Origin of the sequence: Microbacterium sp. Leaf320 (assembly GCF_001423485.1) — a bacterium.
Lineage (GTDB): Bacteria > Actinomycetota > Actinomycetes > Actinomycetales > Microbacteriaceae > Microbacterium.
This window is the reverse complement of sequence record NZ_LMOD01000006.1, coordinates 1-17,623: the sequence shown is the minus strand read 5'-3', so window position 1 is coordinate 17,623 and position 17,623 is coordinate 1. Positions and strand designations below refer to the sequence as shown.

The window sequence follows — 17,623 nt, the reverse complement described above, 5'->3', positions numbered from 1 at the left end:
CGAGCAAACTCTCTCCGATGGGGGATCCTCGACGATGAACGACCAGGCGCTCATGCATCCTGCCATTGCGACGGACTGGGCCCTGTGGTCGGCGGTAGTAAGCGGGGCCGCGCTTACGCGGCTACGCCACCTAGAGGCTTCGTTCCCTGAGATGACGTCAGCAGTCCTCTCGACCGCCGACGGACTCCATATCGCGTCGGTCGGCGTCCCTCACGACTCGGGTGATCGTTTGGCGGCGATGAACGGTTCGCTGTTCGGAGTTGCCAGGGCAGAGGCGGACATCCTCTCGCAGGGGACGACTCCAAGCATGTCCGCGGTGGTGTCGGTATCGATCGGGGCCAGTCAGATGTCGCTGCTGAGTTTCATCCTTGCGCCTTACGGGCAGTTGCTGTTGTCGGTGTCAGCCAGCGGAGTGCAGCTCGGCACGGTCATCGTGCAGGCACGGTCTGCTGCATACGAACTCATCACCGCCCTAGGGGTATCCGCGCCGCCCGCATAGGCACTAGATGTCCCGGGTCGGAGCATTGGTTGCGCAGCGGGACGAGCCCACAGCTCCGTATGGACCGTGCATCGTGGACAGTGCGTGACTGTGCCCAGATGAAAGCTAGGAATGGAATGCGACCATCGGAGTGGGTTGCGGACCAAAACAATGCGTCTTCGCAGTTCTTGGAGAACGCACTTGCATCGTTCTTCCAGCCTGTAGGAGCGATGGGGCTCTTTCTCTCAGTGGGAGCGTCGATCGTCGCAGCGGTTGCGATCGTCGTCGGGAGGCCGTCGACGGCGGAGATCGTGGGGACAAGTTCGCTGGTTTGGATCGCAGGCGCTGTCCTAAGCGTTACCTCCTGCTTCACTATGTCGTGGCAGCCACCGGTCGTTGCCACCACTACGTTTCCTTCGGTGGTTGTGGGGACCCTAGTCGTGAGCTACTTTCGCCGGCGGTCGACTCAGAATCGTGGTGTCGTACGAGCGCGAACGATGTCCTGGCTAGAAAAACGGGCATCGCCATCGAGGCGGCGTAGGGTGTGCGGCGGGGGCAGCCCGCCAGTCGCAAGCGCACTTCTCTTCACCCAGCTTGAGTTCGATGCTTTCTGCGGTGACTCGACAGGGGCGATGAGGGCCTCTAATTGCCCTGGAGGATCGTGAAGAGCGCGCACACCGTTGTTTCGGCGATCTCCCTGTTTCCGGTCTGGAGAGCGTCGCTGAGGGTGGTGACAACAGGGGTAAGGCTGCTGTCGGCGTCGCTCGAGGTGAGGGCGGAGAACCGCAGTGCGCAGTACGCCAGGAGTGCGACTTCCGTCAGGTGGCGGCCCTGCGGGGGATGGGGGACGAGGGCGGCTACAGCAGAGAGGAACGCAGCGGTGGCGTCGGGGCGGTTCTCTGCACTGATGATCTTGGTGGCGGCCGCTGCGAGCTTCTTTCGGGTTCGGGACGGTTGGGTCGGGAGAGAGTTCTTTAGGGCGAGGCCAGCAAGGCTGCCTGCGTAGCCGATCGAGGCTCGGGACTCGGCGGCTGAAAAGTCGGCGACCTTGGTGTACCGGGCGGGGGAGACCTCTACAAGTCCGATGTCGCGGAGGCGCAGAATCGCCTCGCGAACTGGATTGAGCGACACTCCGAGCTCATCGGCGAAGTGGCGGTTGTGCAGCACGTCTCCTGGCCCGTACTTGCCCTGGAGTATCCGGTCACTGATGTGTTGAAAGGCCAGCTCTGACAAGGGCGTGGGGTCTACTCCGCGTCGGGTAGTCAAGGTCACTGCTTGCGGGTGCTTAAGGATCGTCATCGCTGCTCCTGGGGTGCGGGGTAGGTGAATGCCGTTGCGCGGAGGGCGACGGTGAACGTGGCAAGAATGAGGGATGTAACTCGGTTAGAGAGGTGAGTCCAGCCACGAGCCGTAAGCGCGTTTGACACCCGAATCTGTTCCGCGTTCTGGTCCTCTGGGTATCGCAGCCCGTCGGCAAGCCACGACTTCACAGCGACCATGTCGGGGGCGTGACGGCAGCGCCCGGTGAGTAGCTGGGACACCTTTCGACATCGCCCGACTGCGCGCCCCGGGTCCTTTGAGCGTGAAGAGCTCCGGAGATAGCCCCGCCGACCAGAAGATGGCCCTGTCCATCTCGGACACTCGACACCCACGCGGATCTCGTTGCGATATCGGCCAGGCTGAACGAGGAACGCCTTCGAGGGAGGATCGCCGCTCTTAAGGCCTCATATACGTCGTCGTAGGCGAGCCGGGTGGGGTGGGGTGTCGGCGCGGGGGAGGGCAGTCCTGCTGCAGCGCGTACATGATCCATCCCGTTACTCCTCGGCCAAGACACGAACGGATGTTGCGCCGACGAATGACATAAGTGGTTCCCCGTAAAGGCAGGTTTGCAAGGCCAGTTCGCCTTTCATGCCGAGGAGGTCCTTGGGGGTCGCCGTGTACTTCGGGAGCAGCCGCACTTCAACGACTTCATATTCTTCGTCGCCGACGAGGAATCGCTGCCCCTCTTTCCAGGGCAGGATCGTGTCACCGCCGCAGTTGTTGTGCGCGGCCCACACCGGGGGGACCTCACGTTGTCGGTAGTCGACCATCTCGGTGAACGTGCCATCGCAGCGATCGAGGTCGATGGCCGATCCTGACGCCCCAAGCCGGACAGACGGAAGCTCGCGGGTGAAGAGCTGAGGTGTGGTCACGGCAACACTCCGTATGGTGCCCCAGGCATACTCGAGGGATCGTGGGGCGATCGCGGTCGCCGTAAGAAGACTGCCACCGAGAGCGATGAGAGCAACACTGGCGACGATCAACGCGACAGGGTGTCGTCGTCGACCCTCGCGTGCCGGACGACGCCTCACGCGAGACCTTGGTTGTTCAGGGGTCAGCATCACATTCCTTCGGAGATCTCGGCCTACGGTCGGTCGCCTACGCGGCGAGGGCGGGGACGATGACGGACAGCATCCAGGGGATGCCGAACTTATCGACCAGCATCCCGAACTTGCCTCCCCACGGTGGGGTGGCAAGCGGCATCGTCACGGTGGCGCCCTCGCTCACTGCTTTCCAGATGCGCTCGATTTCTGCTTGGTCGTCGCCGCTCAACGAGACCGACATCCCCGCGGCAGGCGAGTGTGGCATATGCGTCGGGGTGTCCGCAGCCATCAGTATGGGACCATCATCGATCATGAGTTGCGAGTGCAAGACGAGGTTCTTGTCTTGCGGCGAGGACATCATCGCGGGGACGGTGTCGAAGGTATCGATGCGTAGCTCGCCACCGAGCACGGAATGATAAAAGTTCATCGCGTCTCGAGCGTTGCCGCGGAACGACAGGTAAGGGGTGACCTGGTTCATTCGTGCCTCCATGGTGATGGCCGTTGTGGCCGAGAGCGGTGCGAGTGGTGCGAGTGGTGGAAGAGGGCGCGCGGGTTGTCTGTCAGCCCCGGTCGAAGCCAAGTAGCCCGCGGCGCGTTGCCGTTGCCTCAGCGAGGGTCCGCACAAACTCTGTGTAGGGCTGGCGCATATGGGTGTTGCCCGTTTCGAGCAGGCGGCGGGCTGTTCGCCCGTCGTGTTGTTCGATGGTGATCTGTTTCGTTTGGTGGGTGGGTGCGGTCACCCACACGCGAGAGAGTTCCGAGAACGGGTATTGCTGGTCATCGATGAGGATGTCGTGCGCGTTCACGCGGATGGCTCGCGGGAACCGGCGTACCTGGTCGTCCACGATGATGACGGCGATGAGTAAGCCGATTACGAAAGGGCCGGCGATGAGCACCGCGACGAACGGGAGGGAAGGAGCCCGAAGGGGCTGAACTCCGATCGCGCCCTCAGTCGCCACGACAGCGAGCGTCACAAGTGTCGCGAAGAATGTCAACGTTCGCCGAGTCCTAATCATCGACGAAGCATCGACCGTGAACACGACATTCTGTGCGGGCGTCGCCGATGGGGAGGTGCGCAAGTCTCCGGTCAGATCGGAGCCCGGCCTCGCGGGATTCAGATGGTCGAGCAGTTCGCTGAACGTTTCGGGGGGGAGCTTGTTCAGCGTGAACACACTCGATGTCCCGTCCGTGCGGGTCGCGATCAAGGTTCGTGTCGTTGCAGAAGGGAGTCCCGTGGTGCGGTGCGTGATGACCGTGGACCTGAACGACGTGCCAGCGCGGTGAAATGATGCAAGAACGTGAAACGGGCGTCGAACTGTGACGGAAGTCGTCGAGATCACCACGCTGAGGTTCTGCATCCAGAAGGCGAGAAAGAGCGCGACAAGGACGCCGACGAGGATCAGGCCGATGACCGCATCCCAACCGGCGTCTCTGATTCCCGGTACGGGTAGCCTCACCGTCATAACATCAATGACCACAGCCGAGGCGATCGCGGAGCCCACAAAGGCTCCGAGCAGGGGAGACCACACTTTCGAGGCGTAGGTGGCGGACGCTGGCCCACCCGCCATCGGCGACACGGTACTCATCACTGCTCAGAACCCTTCACGGTACCTGGCACGGACCCTCTGGGATCAGTGATGGCGCAGAGGACTTCGTGGTCAGCGGGTTCCCACGTCTTTGCAGTGGAAACACCGTTCCAGACATCGAGCGCCGACGTGTCGGAGGCTCGACCGACGACCTCCGGCAGCAGCCCGTCGGACTTGAAGCGGCGATCGCGGCATCGTCGAACTCGCCGTCGGGCATCCCGCGCGCGTAAGAAATCTCATTCGTGTGCGACTGAGCGAACAGCACGACAGGGACATCTGAGGATGTTGTCGCGGGCTGATGGTCGAAGCAGTCGCCTACTTCGACCGCGAACACGCCAGCGGCCCCTGCTTCGGTGAATTCCGGGGACGCAGGCTCACAAACCTCGGTATCGGTCGTCGTGTCGTGTGTCGCACACCCAGAGAGGGCCGCCATCGCAATGACGAACATCGCGACGCCAAGCACACGTGGTGGACGGCGGTAGAACAGGGACACGGGACTCCTACGGGACGGCACACGGTACACAAGAGACGACGACTCTGACGTCCTAATCTGTCGCCCTTTGGCACAACGGGAGTCGGCCGACAGACTTTTCCCGCCCGTTCGTCTTCCATTCCGACTGATCAGTCACGTGGCCGATTCCACGGTTGCGCGCCGGGCTCCTTCATCCGGCGAGGGGGCGAAGTCCCCAAGCTTCGTCCCCTCACACTTCGATAGCCGCGGCACGCTCATCCGTTGCTGACGACCGACCTGCGTGTGTCGACAGTCCCAACCCGCTGCTGCGTCGTATCCGCAACATCGAGACAACCTGTGGCTCCGGCGGTCGCCTTGATCTGTCCCGCGGGCGGGAGCGACTTGGGCGAGACGGGGCGCGGCCCGCACGTCAGGACATGGCCGCGATCGCGCGGCCGCTGGTACCCAGGGGGCAGAACTCTTTCCGTTTGTTCTCGAGCGTGCGGCACTGGACTTCGTCACGTCCGATGACCTTCTCCGCCTCCGGTCGGCCGCGGCATGCCTAGAAGCGCGGCCGCACCTTGAGGCTCGCTCGGCCAGCCAATCGAAAGTGTGGGGACGCAGGTTTCGATATCCGCGGGTGTGAGGACAAAACGTCGACGATTGCAGCCTCGACGGCGTTGGCGACGGGATGGTCCATGGTCCAACGGAAAGATAGGGATTCTCAGTGTGAGAGGGGGCCGCCCTTGAAAGCGTTAAGCGTGTAGCCGTCGGCATGCGCGATGAGGTCGACACGGTACGTGGAGTCCCTGTCCGCCGAATAACCCGAGAGGACGAAGTCTCCACCGGACGCGCTGGCGACATCACTAGTACATTGCGTCGCTTCCGACTCCGTCTGCGTGCAGATCCATCCTGGTGGAGGCGCATCGACCGTGAAGCCTGACGGGAGCGTGAAAGTGAGCTGGTCGACCGTCCATGGACGGTCCACGACGATACTGACGTCCAGAACGTACCGGTCACCGAGTGTCGTTGGCGTCACCGCAAAGTCAGCCGTCGGCGGTGTCGGGCCCAAGAGCGGGGCGACGAGGGCGCCAATCGCGATTGTGAGCGAACCGAGCGCGACTGCTGCGGCGCCTACCCTCATCGGGCTTATCGACCACGATCCTGAGTGCCGGGCCCAGGACCGCAGGAGTGATGGGCCACTCCGAAGGGCTGGCGTTGAGGTACTCTGCAGCTCGCTTGCCTCAGCGCTCCCGGAAGGGAAGAGGACGCCGCTGACGGTGAGGAGTGTGACAATCCCGAGTGCCGAGGACATCGTCCCGAACCGGGCCCATGCCGCACGACAGCGCGTGCAGGTTCGGATGTGCTCCATTCCACGGGCGTCGCCGGCGTCGTCAACCGAATCCACTACCGTGTCGGGGAGTTCCGAGGCCGCCTCTCGACACCTTTGTGGTGCTCGATCTTCCAATACCACTCGCAGCGTTGCTCGACGCAGGCTCAGGCGAGCGCGCCGAGACAAGGAGTAGATCGCGGCCGCTGGTCTCCCCAGCTCGGTCTCGAGCTCCGCGGGCTTGCGTCCTTCCAGCACCGTCGCGACAAGGACAGTGCGCTGGTCGGGAGATAGCAGATCGAGCGCTTGACGCACGATCGCATACTCACGATGCATGTCTGCGACGTGCTGTTCATCACTCGGGTCGTGCACGGGTGCGTTGGTGTCGGTAATTTCGCTGACTCGCGAGCGTGGGGACTTCAACTCGTCCTTCACCCGATTTCGCATCGTTTGTATCAAGTACGCATTCGCATAGCGATCGGGACCGACACCCTGCGTCCACTTCGTCAGCATCGTAACCATCGCTTCGCTGAGCAGATCATCGGCATCGATCACACCGCCGCCGATGCGATGAGCCATCGCCATGAGCAATCGGTGATTCTTCTGAAAATATGCACCAGCTGCCGCTCGATCGCCCTTCGCCGCGAGAGCAACGAGCGCGAAGCTGTCATCGTGTTCGACCGAAGGGTCCCCTGAAATTTGCATGACTCCCCAAGTCCCCGCGCCGAACCCTCCCACTCCAGGTCCGCCGTCTCTTGCCGGTAGCCGACACAACTGTGTCTACCGGATTGTTTCCCCAAAAACTGATTCTTATGTTATGGACGAGCGACGCGACAGAATCTGTCGCTGTCGCTGTTCTGTGAACGTCAGCTCTACCCTGGCGTCACGACATTCGTTGCGGTCGAGCTTCGTGCTGCACCTTGTCAGCGGATCTGTCTTCACGCCGACCGGTGGAGCAGGCCAGGCGCAACGCGGCTGCGCGGCAAGCGAGTAGGCGGGCTGCGAGACGAGGTTGCCCTCGCGCGACAGATTTGATGACCTCGTTCGTCTTGTGTGGTGAACCCCTCTCAGCGGGGCGTGAACTGTCTCCCCGGTTCACGTAGCCGACAATACCCAGGTCGGCCGGGGCGGAGGCTCCCCCTCCGCCCCCTTCTCCTCTCCCGCCGCAACGATGCAAGTGGGCATGGGCGCGCAGATCCGCCCGCGGACACCCCAGCTGGGGGGAGCGGCGCAGTTGCCGATCAGCGTTGGTGAGGGGTTACGACGTCGTTGATAAACAGAGTCAACCTGTTGATGTGGAAACTGTCGTACGCTCATCGGGATAATCGGACCGGCGCTTCCCCGCCTGCGGGACCCTCGAGGCTTGATCGCCATGGGGGCGGCAGTCCTTGGTGTTTACAGCCGCCACCCACAGCTCGGGTAGACCTTCTTCACTGAGCGCGTCCACCTGGGTGAGTGCATGCACCTCGTTCATTGGACGACGCAAGGAGGTTGATCTGACGACGGGTTGCGATGTCCGTTCGGTCGTTTCGCGTGGGCAGCACCTGGTCGCTCGCTTCCACGCGGGTGTGGATCTGATTTAGCATCGTCGCTCGGAGACTCCACTGTGCCCGCGACAAGCGTCAGCGTGATGGAGGACAACGTGAACCCGAACCGACGAGTTTTGTCTCTCAATACCCTGGTCGGCAGCGGGAGCACTAGCTTCGGTCGGTCACCCTGACCCAAAGGTGCCACCTGCCCCTGAACGAACACCCCGACAGCACGCGACAGATTGCCGGCGCAAGATCGTCGAGCTAGAGATGTTCACGGTCCGACTGCCAAATCATCCGACAGCCCTAGGTGAGGTCGGAGGAGAACTTCAACCGAGAATCTGGGGAGTTTCATGTCTGCTTCGGTGTCCTATCCGCACGGCCTAAGGCGCATGACGGGGCGCGATACGACGGAACCGCATCGGACCGCGACCCCTTTGGAGTTGTTGTTCGATCTGACTTTCGTCGCTGCGTTCGGCGTGGCCGGAAACGCACTCGCATCCTCGGTCGCGCATGGTGAGGTACTCGCAGGCGTCGGCGCCTTCGGCTTCGCGATGGTGGCCATCGTGTGGGCATGGATCAACTACTCATGGTTCGCCTCGGCGTTCGACACCGACGACTGGCTGTTTCGGGTGCTGACGATGGTGCAGATGACCGGGGTGGTCATCCTCGCCATCGGACTGCCTGAGATGTTCGCGTCGCTCGAGCAAGGCGAGCCAGTCCAGAACGAAGTGATGGTCGCGGGATATGTGGTGATGAGAGTGGCGGTCATCGCACAGTGGATGCGTGCGGCACAGGGCAACCCGGTGTATTTCGCCGCAGCGAAGACCTATGCACTGATCATCGGTGTCGCACAGGTCGGGTGGGTGCTGCTGATCTTCCTGCCGCTGGACCCGCTCGGCTTGCTGATCGCTGCTCTGATCGTCTCGACCATCGACTGGTCGAGTCCGATCATCGCTGAGAAAAAGGGACTGAAGCACGGCGGAGCGACGCCCTGGCATCCGCACCACATCGCAGAACGGTACTCGCTGCTGGCCATCATCGCATTAGGTGAGACCGTACTCGGCACCCTGGCGGCGGCGCAGGCAATCACCGCCTCCGAAGGCTGGACGCTGTCGTCAATCATGGTGGTGGGCCTCGGAATCGTCACGGCATTCGCGCTCTGGTGGACATACTTCATGCTGCCCAGCGCACGGATTCTTGCCGTGCGACGTTCGCGGGCCCTGCTCTGGGGGTATGCCCACATCCTCGTTTTCGGCTCGATCGCGGCAATTGGCGCCGGGCTCCATGTCATCGGCTACGCGTTCGGCGACGAGTATCACGTGAGCACGTTCACGGCGATCGCGTCCGTCGCGATCCCGGTTGTGGTGTTCATGGTGACGTTGTACCTGTTGCATGCGTGGCTCGTCTCGGCCCTACCGAAGAACGCGTTGCTTCAAGTGATCGTGCTCGCTCTGCCGGTAGCGGCGATGTTTTTCGCCGCCATCGGCTGGCCGCTGTGGGTCTGCCTGCTAATCGTCACCATCTCGCCGGTTGCGGTCGTTGTCCGGTTTGAAGCGGGATCCTGGCGTTCGATGGAAGTCCAGATAACGAGGGTCATCTCCGGGCCGCAGCCCGGAACGGATAGAGCTGTCGCCAACGGCTGAGGACAGGGCGAGCTGGAGACTCACTAGTTCGCGATCCTCGCAACGTCGGAATCGCCCTCGCGGCGGACTCCTGATCTCACCCGACAGAACGGTCTTCGTATCGATGCGCGATTCGGGGCGCTCAAGCGAGTCGGAGAGCGTACAGGGCAGCGCGCACGTGGGGACCTGAGGTTTCTCCGCCTCACGCATCACGGCTTCGGACCACAAACGAACTAGCGCGAATTTAGCGCTTCACCGGAGCACTCCTGGAATGACGCGGTCACATCGAGAGGGGACCAGGCGCCCCGGGCTTCAGCCGGAGGGCTGCGGCAACAGAAGAGATAGGCTTCGGACAAATCAGACGCACACCGCAAGAGAACAACCGCGCGTCCGCGCGCGCTGCCGCTGAACAGGCTCGCGCGGAGACCAAAACACTATGTCTCGTTCGTTCAGAGCCGATGTCACCGACCCCGTCGGAGTGTTGTTCGGTGCCCTCGACACCGAGAGCTGCAACCGTCTCAATGTGTAGTCCGAACGGAGTGACAAGCGTCACCCACACCCACCGACAGCCAGCGACTCCTGCTTCCCTCGCGATCAGGGCCCAATGCAACCGCACGCAGCAGTAAGATCGCGTCCAAGTACATCCCGCTTGCCGTCTCCGCTACGGGACAGCGGCAGGTATCACGAACAGCCATACGTCGGTAGGACTTCGAACGCAGATGGAACCATCGAATCGACTGATTGGGCGCGAGGACGAGCTCGCCAGGCTTCTTGACTTGATTCAGCAGCGCGCTCCCCTGGTCACGGTGTCCGGGCCTCCGGGGGTAGGGAAGACGTCCCTCGTGGAGGCCGCGGTCGAGAGCCTTCGCGGTGGCGGGGCGATGACCCTGACTGTGAACGTAGATCGGATGGGCGGGGATGTATCGCTCGCCGAAGCTGTGGCGAAAGCGGCTGACGTGCTCGTCGGGGCGGGCGACAGTACTCGCCTCGGTGACTTCTTGGGATCGCACGACGCCATTGTCATTCTCGATGCCTGGGTTCCCTCGAGGGTGAGTGCGGTGGAGCTCACGGAGACGCTTCTCTCAACCTCACAACGAACGAGGGTGGTGGTTACCAGCCACACTCCGGTGAATGTTGTCGGCGAAACCGTTCTTGTTCTCGGAGCCCTCTCTTTGGAGGTGCGCGCGACGTCCCTCAGTGAGGCAGCGCGCGTGTATGCCGCTACCGCGAACGCGCATCATCGGCTCTCGGTCACGCAGTCACCAAACGTCGAGAAGGTCGCTCGCCGACTGGGGGGAGTCCCGTATGCACTGGAGGTCGTTGCCAGCTGCGCCGGCGCGATCGGTCTCGAGCAACTTGAGGCTGAGCTCGCGGTGCTGGCGGCGCGTAACGAGATCGACGGTCAAGAAGTGGCGCTCGCATTGGAGTGGGTCTGGGGACGGCTTTCGCCGGAACTAAAGGAGGCGTGGTCGAAGCTGGCGTTCATTGAGGGGGATTTCACTCTTCAGTGCGCCATCGCAGTCCTCGACGAGGGCGCTCCCCCGATGCTCGAGGCGCTCGTTTCGGCGAACTTGCTGAGACGGATTCCGGACAGGGGCCTGACCAGCTTTCGCATGTCACAGCCCGCTCGTACTTTCGGCGCCTCTCACCTGACGGGGGAACGGGAGCTGATGGAGACGCTCGTACTCTACGCCGCGCGTCTAGGGCGGGCTGCCCTGGCCGTCTCGCCGAAAGGTCCGCAAGAGCTCTGGACGATTCGCGCCGATGCCGAACGCGCAGTCTTGCGTCAGGCGCTCACAATTTGCTTTGATGAACCGCGACTCCAAGACCACGCGATAGACATCGCGTTTCGCCCCTTCCGCACGCTGTGGTGGCCCCAAGGGCACACGAACGAGGTGATTCGATGGGCACGGAAGGTCAACCCGCCGGATCCTGACTCACTTCTGTTCGGGTTCAGTCTCGTGTTCGGTCACATCATCACGGGTGCGTTCGAAGATGCCGAGCGGCGATTGGCTGAAGCGCGTCGCATTTCCCGGCTATGGGACTCTGAGGACCTCGCCTTCGCGGCCGACTACGTTGAAACCACCGGATACCTCGTCCGGGGGATGTTCAGGGAGGCGCACGTCGTCGCCCAAGCCATGGCCCAGACCTCGTGGAACCGGCAAGAACATCACCTCAGCAGTCTGCAGCTTGCGATGGATGCACTTTTCGGAATCGGTGACCTAGACCAGGCTGCGGCCACCGCCCTTGACCTGATTCGGCCGCTCGAAGGCCTAGGTGAGCGCTGGTACCGATCGATGGCGATGGGCACCCTTGCGCTGATTCGTTCCCGCAAGGGGCTTCACCGTGAAGCGATATCGATGGCGCGCGACGGGCTGAAGCTCGCAAGGACGAGCGGAGTGACGCTGACGATGTCAGCAGTCCAGACGATTGCCGTCGTCGCATATCGAGCCGGGCTCTCGCGTCTCTCCGCGTACTTGGAGGGCGGCGTCGAGGCCAATGCCTCCACGGTCGCCTTCTACCGACCGATGCTCACGGCGACGGGGGATCTCCCGGAAATGCGACGCGGACTGCTGCGCGAGCTCGGGGCGCGTGAGTACACGTCGAGGCGTGAGAGCAGCCAGTTCGCCCCACTGTGGTGGCTCGTGACCGTCGCCCTGGATGACGACGACGTCCACGGTTTCGAACTGCCGTCAGTGTCGACTGAGCCCCTTACAGCACGCGAGGAGGAGGTCGCACGGCTGATTGCGGAGGGGGCGACCAATCAACAGATTGCTGAGCTGCTGATCGTATCTCGAAGAACGGTCGAAACCCACGTCGCGCGGATCTTCCGAAAACTCGGAGTATCAAACCGTGCCGAGCTAGCCGGCAAGCGGTCCCGTCGGGCGGCAAGCGGTTAGAAGGCATTAGCCGGCCGCTCTCGGCTACCACGTGGGTGCGGGCCGAGGATCATTTCGCGCGAGCTTGACGTTCACTCCAGCGGTCGAGCTCTCGTTCAGCGGCAGGTCGACTACCGTACGTCAACGCAATGTCGAACCACACTTCAAGGCACGTCCAGCAATGGGTCAAACCAGGTTGACGATGCCCCCGGGCCGCACACTGCTCGGAGAGCACGTCGAGGAGAGCTTCCGACATCGACTGGCGGGCGCGCTGAGCAAGTGATGAGAGAGCCGGAGCAGGTCGCCCGAACTCCTCGGTGAGTTCCCGAGGCTTGCACCCATCGACGACAGTGCGAAGGATGTATCGCCGATGCACTACGGGCATCCTTTCCAGGGCGCGCCACACCAACGATCGTTCATCCAGGTCATTGGCGGGGGTCGCGACCGGCGCCGATAGCAGTGCTTCAACTGCGGGCGAAATCGCAACATTGCCATGACGCGGAGCGCGGGCCTCGTCGATGACTCTGTTGCGCATCGAAGTGGCGAGGTACGAGTACAGTCCGGCCGGCGAACGGAGATCCGTGGCGGACTCCAGGCTGCGGAGGACCGTTTCAGACAGGAGGTCGTCAGGGTCCAACACGCCATGCGACAGACGTCGCGCGATTCGAGTCAATCTGCCGCGGTACTCCGCGTAGAAGCGTTCGATATTCGCATAGTGATCGCGCTTTCGTTCGTCCGCCGTCACCGACGGTGCGCTTTCTGCTGCAGCTGCACACTCGACTGTCATTGTTCTCGCTCCCCGTTTGCTCGGCCTACCCATCTAGGCCCGTTACGAGTCTCCCGAGGAGGGCGTGGGCGCACATCCGTGTAAGTACGTACCCGCATACTGATATATCGATGAATCTGGCTTGGAAGGTGCCCCGCAGACCCCTGGATATTCCTGAAGCCAGAGGCTGTCGCGGGTGCGTGGGATGGTCTCGAGGCTATGGGCCAGCCCAGATCCTGCTCGATGCGGTCTGTCAGCCGCCCAGCTCGTACGCGGCCAACGGATGAGCTCACCGCGCTAGCCTTGGCGGCAAATGAGATCACAGCTACGGTGGCGCATTCCGTGCTGCAGATGATGGCGGGCGGATGTCCCCGCAAATCAGGTGCGAGCATTAGCGAAGTACGGGGACCGGTCGCACCGGCGGTCCCCGCGAGATGGGACTTGCTCGGGCGACATGGAATCGGCGCTCGATCGTCTTGTCCTTCGCGGCGACTAGGCCGCCAAGGATGGATGGAGCGTCAGTGGGGTATCCCTATGAGGCAACGGCGTACGTCGACAAAGGTTGGTGGTTGGTGCACGCAGTGGATATCGGCCGGCAGACCCGGGTAAGCACGCTGGCGGAAGCCGAGTATGCGGCCAGAGATCTCTACGCTCGGCATTTACGCAAGCCGATCGCCGACATCAGCGTCACGGTGCACGTCTATAGAACGACACCAACTGCGGTTATCCGCACACGCTGGACCGGGTTGCCGCGACGCTAGCGGGCGGCGCGTCGACATATGGACGGCAGGCGATTTCTCCCGGAAAAGCCGAGTGAGGGTTGGTTCCGGGCCCTAGGCGCGAGGAGCGGGGGAACGCTGCGCTAGCAGATGCTCCGTCCTGCGAGGGAAGCCATCGAGATACGGGCATACATGGCGGACCCGGAAGAAATATCGCGGTTGGCGCCTGCTGGAGGGTGGATCTGACCGGCTCAACCAAGCGTGATACACGCGGTACGCGTTTGATGACGCTCTCCCGGCGCACATTCGATTCCGCGTCCCTGTTCGAGGCCATTGAAGCACCGTTCGACAGCATTGCGCCCCGCGGTAGCGTTCCTCAAACCTAGAGCAGAAATAGCCTGAGCTTATCTCGGCTATGGATCTCCACCCGTTGCGAGCGAGCATGCACGCGATACCACGAACTGTCTATGACAATGCCGTACTTAGGCGCGTGCTACAGCGACAGGTTCAGCGTTCCGGCGCGTCTTACTGGTTGATAGCGCGGACGGTCTTGGGTGACGGACACCCGACCATGCCCTACAGAATCAGGTCGCCTCTCGTGGAAAGCAGGATGTTTTGGGAATCTTCCGCCGAAGAGCAGAGCACTCATCCAGACAACGCAAGCACTACACCAAGCTTGTTCAAGCCAGAGTGGGCGACGCTCACACACTAATGATGATCGACCAGCAGTCCGGGGCGGCCGAACGATTCCCCCCGATCGATCTCCTCCTAAGTGGGGCGAGCGACTTTCAAACGAAGGTTTCCGCTCTCAACGCTCGAGAGGCAGGCGCTGGGAATCTGATTCTGGGTGAGACAGTTGCCCCGGGCATCGTCTCCACGTTGAACCTCGATGAGCCGCAACGCTACGTCCTACTCACCCGCACTCATCTCGAAGGCATGCGCCTGAGCCCGGAGCTTGCTCGAACCGGCGCTTTGGCGCGCTTGCGCATGGCCGCGAACGACCTGCGCATAGAGGGAATCGGAGGGCGATTTCGCGTCTGGACTCCTGCCGCCCCCGATCTCACCGCTTCTTTGATGCTTGTCGCGGACACGTGGCTGAACAACGATGCGATCAATGGTGCTCCAGTGTTCGCAGCGGGCGGCCGGACCTCTCTCTATGTGTGCGGCGCCAACGACCACGAAGCTCTCGAGGACCTCCGCCAAATCGCAGAAAAGCGGTACCGCGCCAGCGCTGAGGCCCCTCAAACGGAAGGGCTTCCACTGACTCGCAAGCTCCTCACGTTACGTGAGGACAAGCTCACTGAACTCGACGTTTAGCGGTGATGTCGTAGGACGCTGGTGAGTGATCGGAGCCCACTCAATCTGCCCTCGCTCCTCGCGGTCGCATTCGGTTGGCGAAGCTGTTCGTCGACGACCAGTGGACGGTGGCTACCGAGACGAAGGTGTTCATGATCGCGTCAGTCACCGGGCACCACATGACGTGACGCGACACAACTCAGTGAGCATCACGGGCTTCTCGCTCAAGTCGCCGCTGATTACGAGGCGGCGGCCGGCAGGGCCGACTCCGGAGATGAGTGCATTGACTGCGGTGCGATCTCGGTAGCGAACACGCATGATATCCGCGTCACATTCGTAGTCATGGATCGCGAGGACGTCGGTGTCTGCCCGCCCCCAACCGTCGTTGGAGACGGCGGGCCGGCTGGGATCGGGGGGCTTTGGTCAGATGCACGAGGGCGCGCGCGTGGTGCAGCATGCGCTCGTCGTGAGCGATGTGCTGGACGCCCCAGCTCTCGTTCAGCGGCGCCCAGGGGGAGAGGTCTCGGTGCACGACTTCCAGCCACTCGCGTACGGTGCGTTCGGCGGAGGTGGGGGTGAAGATAAAGGTCGCGGGGGGCTCTGCCCAGACCATGAGCCCAGCTTGTCCGCCCAATACAGGAACCGCGGATCTTCGACTTATTGGTGTATACGCGCGGCGTTGAAGCCGAGACTCTTGATGAGTTCGACTTCCTCGCGGAGGGCAGCGGAGGAAGGGGCCGCGAGGTGGGATGCGGGCCACTACCCCTGGCTCAGCATGGAGCGCACGTACCGAGGTCGATCGTTGAGGAGGAAGAGTCGACGGTCGACGGCGGTGGACCGGAGCCCCAGATATGACGACACTGCATCGTGGGTGCGGTCTTCGCCGTCCACATGCACCACTACGTCTATCAGGCGGGGCCGCTGCGGTGACCAGAGCAGTTCTTCGCACGATTGCCCGGCGGGGCGGTGGGCCGTGGATCGAATCGGCACTACGTCGAAATCCACCCTCAACAGATGCGCGGCTGGGCTGATCTTGTCGATCACCCCTGGGTGCGCTCCGTGTCCGAGGCTGTGCTGGGACCTGACTACCAGATCGTCGAGCTCGGATTTGATGTCCCGAACGCCGGAGCACAGGACCAGCCCTGGCATCGAGACTTCCCGATGCCGGCCGAGACTCGCGAACACGGACGCCTCACTCGCGACCCGAAAGCTCCCCCAACGCGGGGATGTGTCAGTGAGATCCGCGCTCGCCGTCCATAGCGGTACCGCGAATCGGTCACGAAAGTCACGCCCCGTCCTCGTGCTTGGCCTCGACGTCCCCGGGGCCGGCAACGCGGATCATCGCGACATGGCCGTCACTCGAGACTTCTACGACGCCCTTCCGCAGCGGGTTCGACGTCATCTCCTCTGCCACGTGGTCGACGAGCTCACCCGGTCACCCAGAAGCACTCCATCGAAGGCCTCATGATGGGCGATGCGTAGGGTGTTCTTGAGTTCGCTCATACTGAATCGCAAGAGTGCTTCCCGTCACACTCTCCCGAGGGCTCATGGTCGGCGGAGACAAGGAGGCAGCCGGAGATGGAGGGATGATGACGCATAGGGACGACACCGTATCGGAGGCGACCCCGCCGAATACACGACACTGTCAGGTCGAGCGGGGTGACTTCGCGGATACCGTGATGCGCGACACCAGCCCGCAGGAGATTCATGCTCCTCGGCTCGCAGGATCGATCGAGGGTGTTGTCCGCTCAACCACCAAGTAGTCCCCGAAGGGAACGCACCTAACACGGCTGAGCACTTCGATGCTGCTGAGGACTCGGAGAAGCCTCCGCAGCTTCGATGGTGGTACCGGCGTCAGTGACAAGGCCGTCATCACCCCCATACGGATAGCGCCTGACCCGCTCTATCCGGCCTCAGCGAGGTCGCTTGCATTTCGGTGATGCCAGCGGATCGATCAGATGGCTCCCGAGCGTGCGTTGGCCGACAACTCCGCTCTGTGATCGCCAAGATCCGTCGCACCCGAGAGTCGGCACGTGCGCTCTGAGCGGACGGTGCATGGTTGGCGGGCGGATGCTGCAACCGTGGTCGCTAGCACTCCAGAACTGTCCTCGTGCCCGCACCTGTGCGAGACGACAAGTGGCCGGCACCCGACACGTCGAGCCAGGGGGTGCCTTTGGGGGGACGTGCCGCCACCCTCACAGCGTCGAAAGACTTGCGCGCGCGTTGCTGCCCTATCCAGGTAGGTCTTCAGGTGCGGTCGACGACGCTCACAGTCCGTTAATGAGCGACATCGCATCGCCCCGGGTATCTTGTCGAAGCTCCTGCTGTCCCACTCAAACAGGCAGCTGGATGCACCTACCGTCCTGAGCGGAGACCCAGCCGAGCCGGACGTGGTGCTTGTTGTCGTCCGGTGTTGTTTGCCAGACGCCTGCGGCATTGTCCGGTCGACGTGTTCGGGAGATCGCATGTCCCAGAATGAGTCGAGACGATATTGGTGGATAGTCGGACGCGTAGCGTCTGATTTGGGGTGCTGCCTCGTCTATCTCTAAGGATCGGCATGCGTGCTCGGCGCGAGAGTGACAGCGATCCTAACCCTTGAGA

At 62.6% G+C, this 17,623-nt stretch carries 10 protein-coding genes; 4 read left to right on the top strand and 6 right to left on the bottom strand.

Annotated features, from left to right (window positions below; translation table 11 throughout):
* Positions 1 to 34: 34 nt before the first annotated feature.
* Positions 35 to 499: a hypothetical protein gene (locus ASF63_RS18060; RefSeq protein WP_157534439.1), complete on the top strand. Its 465-nt coding sequence runs from the start codon at positions 35 to 37 to the stop codon at positions 497 to 499.
* Between the two features lie 621 nt (positions 500 to 1,120).
* On the opposite strand, the gene ASF63_RS18055 is transcribed toward ASF63_RS18060, so the two are convergent.
* The 5 genes from ASF63_RS18055 to ASF63_RS18035 all read right to left on the bottom strand — a co-directional run bounded on the left by ASF63_RS18055 (position 1,121) and on the right by ASF63_RS18035 (position 6,913).
* A complete protein-coding gene (locus ASF63_RS18055) occupies positions 1,121 to 1,777 on the bottom strand; it encodes a GntR family transcriptional regulator (RefSeq protein WP_056517445.1) in 657 nt (218 codons plus the stop codon).
* A gap of 515 nt (positions 1,778 to 2,292) precedes the next feature.
* On the bottom strand, positions 2,293 to 2,670 hold the full coding sequence (locus ASF63_RS18050) for a hypothetical protein (protein ID WP_056517441.1): 378 nt from the start codon (positions 2,668 to 2,670) through the stop codon (positions 2,293 to 2,295).
* 226 nt (positions 2,671 to 2,896) lie between these two features.
* Positions 2,897 to 3,319, bottom strand: coding sequence for a VOC family protein (locus ASF63_RS18045; protein ID WP_056517437.1), 423 nt, complete (start codon positions 3,317 to 3,319; stop codon positions 2,897 to 2,899).
* 82 nt (positions 3,320 to 3,401) lie between these two features.
* A complete protein-coding gene (locus tag ASF63_RS18040) occupies positions 3,402 to 4,427 on the bottom strand; it encodes a hypothetical protein (RefSeq protein ID WP_056517436.1) in 1,026 nt (341 codons plus the stop codon).
* A 1,175-nt stretch (positions 4,428 to 5,602) separates the two neighbouring features.
* Positions 5,603 to 6,913, bottom strand: coding sequence for an RNA polymerase sigma factor (locus ASF63_RS18035; protein ID WP_082478345.1), 1,311 nt, complete (start codon positions 6,911 to 6,913; stop codon positions 5,603 to 5,605).
* A gap of 1,177 nt (positions 6,914 to 8,090) precedes the next feature.
* Here ASF63_RS18035 and ASF63_RS18030 point away from each other — a divergent pair.
* A complete protein-coding gene (locus ASF63_RS18030; protein ID WP_082478343.1) occupies positions 8,091 to 9,383 on the top strand; it encodes a low temperature requirement protein A in 1,293 nt (430 codons plus the stop codon).
* A 698-nt stretch (positions 9,384 to 10,081) separates the two neighbouring features.
* Positions 10,082 to 12,262 (top strand): LuxR family transcriptional regulator, encoded by a 2,181-nt coding sequence (locus ASF63_RS18025; protein WP_056517432.1) that lies wholly within the window; start codon positions 10,082 to 10,084, stop codon positions 12,260 to 12,262.
* Between the two features lie 49 nt (positions 12,263 to 12,311).
* Here the strand turns inward: ASF63_RS18025 and ASF63_RS18940 are convergent, their stop codons facing one another.
* Entirely contained in the window at positions 12,312 to 13,028 is a 717-nt protein-coding gene (locus ASF63_RS18940) for a sigma-70 family RNA polymerase sigma factor (RefSeq protein ID WP_162238909.1), read from the bottom strand.
* Positions 13,029 to 14,440: 1,412 nt separating this feature from the next.
* Here ASF63_RS18940 and ASF63_RS18020 point away from each other — a divergent pair.
* On the top strand, positions 14,441 to 15,043 hold the full coding sequence (locus ASF63_RS18020) for a hypothetical protein (RefSeq protein WP_157534438.1): 603 nt from the start codon (positions 14,441 to 14,443) through the stop codon (positions 15,041 to 15,043).
* Positions 15,044 to 17,623 lie beyond the last annotated feature (2,580 nt).

Coding starts and splice junctions, on each gene's coding strand:
- ASF63_RS18045 (WP_056517437.1), bottom strand. CDS start 3,319: ATGAACCAGGTCACCCCTTACCTGTCGTTCCGCGGCAACGCTCGAGAC.
- ASF63_RS18030 (WP_082478343.1), top strand. CDS start 8,091: ATGTCTGCTTCGGTGTCCTATCCGCACGGCCTAAGGCGCATGACGGGG.
- ASF63_RS18020 (WP_157534438.1), top strand. CDS start 14,441: ATGATCGACCAGCAGTCCGGGGCGGCCGAACGATTCCCCCCGATCGAT.
- ASF63_RS18025 (WP_056517432.1), top strand. CDS start 10,082: ATGGAACCATCGAATCGACTGATTGGGCGCGAGGACGAGCTCGCCAGG.
- ASF63_RS18035 (WP_082478345.1), bottom strand. CDS start 6,913: ATGCAAATTTCAGGGGACCCTTCGGTCGAACACGATGACAGCTTCGCG.
- ASF63_RS18040 (WP_056517436.1), bottom strand. CDS start 4,427: ATGAGTACCGTGTCGCCGATGGCGGGTGGGCCAGCGTCCGCCACCTAC.
- ASF63_RS18060 (WP_157534439.1), top strand. CDS start 35: ATGAACGACCAGGCGCTCATGCATCCTGCCATTGCGACGGACTGGGCC.
- ASF63_RS18940 (WP_162238909.1), bottom strand. CDS start 13,028: ATGACAGTCGAGTGTGCAGCTGCAGCAGAAAGCGCACCGTCGGTGACG.
- ASF63_RS18055 (WP_056517445.1), bottom strand. CDS start 1,777: ATGACGATCCTTAAGCACCCGCAAGCAGTGACCTTGACTACCCGACGC.